The organism is Methanophagales archaeon (genome assembly GCA_021159465.1).
In the GTDB taxonomy this organism is placed as follows: Archaea; Halobacteriota; Syntropharchaeia; order Alkanophagales; family Methanospirareceae; genus G60ANME1.
On record JAGGRR010000112.1, the window covers coordinates 1 to 4,241 of the forward strand.

2 protein-coding genes are annotated in these 4,241 nt (G+C 40.4%); both read right to left on the bottom strand.

The features are described from left to right. A partial coding sequence (locus tag J7J01_05490) for a right-handed parallel beta-helix repeat-containing protein (GenBank protein ID MCD6210329.1) occupies positions 1-2,506 on the bottom strand: 2,506 nt, incomplete at its 3' end. A 664-nt stretch (positions 2,507-3,170) separates the two neighbouring features. Beyond that, complete coding sequence (locus J7J01_05495) at positions 3,171-4,073, bottom strand: DUF1186 domain-containing protein (GenBank protein ID MCD6210330.1); 903 nt, start codon at positions 4,071-4,073, stop codon at positions 3,171-3,173. Between the last annotated feature and the right edge of the window lie 168 nt (positions 4,074-4,241).

The window sequence follows — 4,241 nt, forward strand, 5'->3', positions numbered from 1 at the left end:
ATATGCCATCCCAGTTGTTTGAACTGATGTTGCTATCTGATATTAAGCAGTTATCACTCTCAAGTAATTCAATTCCGACATCTGTATTTGTGAGTTCAGAATTCATGACCGTGATGTTTGTGCATCCAACGAGTATTACCTGCCCGGCATTATGAACGAGTTCATCCGCTTCATCCTCAAGATAAACAAGCGGTTTTCCGTTTACTGTATTATCTTCCACAATATTCCCGTATGAATAATGGACGAAGAGACCGTCGTTTATGAATTTGTTGTTTCTTATCCTGTTTTTGTCTGAACCCAAAAGGTATATGCCATTCCAGCCCCCAGTGATTGTGAATCCCTCTATCCTTATTCCGTCTGCATTCAGCACAAATACATTGGAACCTGTGCCATTAATGATGCAATTCGCATAGCCGTTCTCTGATTTTATCGTCAGTTGTTTGTTCACGATAATATTCTCATAGTAAGTTCCATCTCTCACAATTATTGTACCTCCATCGCTTGCGTTATCAACTGCCCATTGAATCTTTGCGTAATCATCAGGAACGTAAATGGCTGAGGTTTTGTAAATAGACGAGCTCGGATCACCGTATAGATTGAAGTCAAACTTGTTCATCCACCGCTTTGCATCCCTGCTGAGGAGACTGTTCTTAGCTTTATAGAGTGCGTCACCCGCATTCATTCTGCCCCTTATAAGGTTCCCAAAGTAACGGTACCCAATTTCCACATTATCTGCATCTCCATTGGGTTGCCAGTAGCCAGTAGTGTACCAGCTACTCCTTGATGCTGACACTGTTGCCACGGCACCCCGCTTGAGTAATGAGTATCCAAGGTTGCTCGAATATTCCGGGTAACCGTTGAGACAGGAGCACTGATACGTGAAGGCAGGTCTTGAATCATTCAGCGAATCTGTGTCTTGTGATGTAAAGAAGAAGGGCAAACTCATCTCATCACTTTCTGGAATGCCATCTCCATCATCATTAATCCAAACTTTCCTGTAAGCTCCATCCTTGTTCCCGTGAGCACGCCAAAAGACTGCTCCATAGCCCTTTGACCACTCGTTTATAACGTTGTACTTTGTGAGAGACTTGTTGTAATAAGGTGCATACACAGGCACAGGATCCAGTCCCGCCCTCTCATATAGAACAAAATGGTTCCACGGCGAGGGTAGAATGTTCTCAATAACATATGTTGGAAGATCCAACCCATCGGTCCTCTCACACTTACTGTTATCTTCATTTCTATAGTTGGTAATGGCAACCGGCATGAGAATTCTGTACCTCCAGTCCTCACCGGAATATCTATCTCTATAGTTCATGATCTTGGTCAAGATACTGTCAAGAGTGTCTACATCGTTGTTATAAACCGGGATCCTGCCGACGTAAACCTCCGGCGCAAAATCAACGTTGTCCTCTCCATACTCTCCAAAGAATCCGTCACCGTCACTATCCCAATCTCCCGTCAAGTCAGCATAGAAATAGTCAGTCGGTGCTTCTTCATCCTCTTTTGAACCATGCCGTGGCCAGCACATCATCATTGGGATGCTTCCATAAGTGTCCAATGTACTTGGGTCATCAGGATCGGGATTACCTATCAAGAGAACGTATTTTATTCCATAATTGATATAATGCTCCTTGAGCCAATTTCTTATGTTTATCGCTCTTTGCTGTCCTTTATCGTTTCCGTAGTCATCTTCTGTAACGACTTTAACACTAAACTCCTTACCATGGAGATAATTAACGAAATCATCGAGTTTGTTGCTGTTATGTACAATGTATTTTGTCGTCACTATTATGTAATCATACTTTACCGCCTGAGAGACCAATGCCCCGGCTTCGTACCATTTTTTCGCATCATTCCAATTTATAAACATTTTCGCCGCATCGTCTCGCATCACCGGGTCAGATACATATACAAACTCTGAATTTGAAGACATCTCTGGAACATTAACATTGTATAGAATTCTGAAACTAACTTCTCTGTGTATCTTTAGAGTTCCATTAATGGGGTTGTATTGAATGGGATAGAAATAGAGCTCAACGAACCTATACTGTCTCATCTGGGATAATCTCTCTGCTTCAACGACATTCTCTGGATGATACCCATCCGATCCGTAAATATTCATATTCTTCCCATTGACTATTTCCTTTCCCTCCTCCCACTCAACAACCAGACCAGATTCGGTAGCCATTGGAGGGGCTGGCTCTATAGGTTTTGAAACATTTATTTCATAGAAATCGTCAGAAGAGATAACCAATCTGATGCTCCCCTCATCCACATTTGGCGGTAAAAGTACACAATAACGCTTTACAGGTAGCATTGGATCACCGGGTGACATAACTGTATCGAATCCTTCAACGGATACTTTCAGATAAAGATGATTTACTCCGTCAATAATTTGTGGTTCAGGACTTGAAAAACTCAGGTCTACACTACTACCGTCTGCAAGACCCACAGCTAACACAAGGGGGGCGAGCACAAAAATAAGGAAGAGTTTCAATTTCAAGCTATCACCTCCTAAAATACCGCAAATTCAAGTTTTATAGTCCCGCTCATCTCAATTCCCTCTTCTCCCTTTGCCACTTCACTCTCACTTACACATAGCAATTAATTACCTGAGTTTCAGAGTAATCAAATGTAACTAATAAATGTAAATAATCATGGACTTTCTATAAAAAACTTTGTGCTTCCCACTATTTATAGTAAACAGAGGTATTTGATTAGCTTTTCGTACATATAAATTGATAATAAAAGCGGCAAAAGTTCCAGAAGTCCTGGATTATGGAAACGTTACCGCACTTTATAAAGTTTGTGAAGTCCTTGACCTCCAGCAGATAATAAATCGGCATGTTTTTAAGGGCGGTGCATGGATGTTGGCGTTCAGGCAATATTTATGGCAAGGCTGAGAAGTTGAATGCCGAGAACCTGTGCACGGCACTTGACTATTTTTTCCCGAATGGAAAGTACAAAGGCAAATTATGGATGTGCTGGGGATCGAGTATATAAAGTCTGAAACTCAGGTAAAAAGAACTATACTTGACTCGATCACGTTTTTTATAATGATTTTACTTATTTTTAGCTCGCCTGAAATCTTTACCATAATTGAGTGTGAGCGAGCCACATATCCACTTGTTATCCAGTTGCGAATTGCGAAAGCGACGAAGCTAAGACTATCTCTTCTTTCTTACTTTCTTTTTACGTTTTTTTGATTGTACTTTTGTTTTTGTTTTTGCACTTGCACTTGTACTTAACGATTTTAAAGGCTCAGGCTTTGCTTTCTTTTTCTTTCTATGTCGGAAACAAGCCCACCACTCCATACAGCCTATAGTATCGTCAATGAGTTGATAGTGACGATCCTCTTTAAGACTCTTTAAATTTTCTTCCCACCCCATTGACTGATATGTATCCACATCCTCCAATCCAATGAAAAATGGATCAACTAAATTGTCTTCATAAGCCTTTTTTATATCCTCATAAAGCTCCTTAGCACATAAATGCGAACTACATGATGCGAGACTATTCCAGACCATTGAATGCTTCTTTTCAAGTTTTCCTCTAAAAAGACTCCTATAATAATCTATGACTTCCTCACGAGTCGCTTCACCATTGGTTACCAATACCAAAAGTGCTTTTAAGCCTGCGTCTCTTACATACTCGTCTGCATTTCTATTTTCTATGAGCTGCTTTATTAGTGTTGTATCGCCATGGCATACAGATGCAAGAACCCGTGGTAAATCTTCACACATAAAGTCTCCACCGATCTTATCAGAGGTATCGCCAGGATGAGAAAAAATGTCAACTATAAGAGGATATGCACGTTTTTCCCTGAATTGAGCAAGTAGAAACATTGCATATATATGCGCCATATAATTTGGTTGCTCTTTTATTTGGTGTATGTTCTTTTCAACGTTTTCTAAAATCTTCAGGAGTTCGGGTATTATCTTTTCCTTCTGTGTTATTGCCGCCTGGACTGCTTCATAGGGGAAATACCCCCTGTTGTATTCCAATTCCGACAAAATTTCCTTTATTTCCATATAACCCCCTCCTATGGCACCCCAATCCTCCATTTTCAAAAGAATTTCTGGTCCAACTCATTCCCTCTATCACTCTTTCTTCCTGAAGAAGAGGACCACGATGATACATAGCCCCTATTGCCGCCAATGATAAAATGTGTCAGCATATTTTAAAAAGTTTTATACTTAAACTTGTACCACTATCTAAAGACCTTAAAGATGGACTTA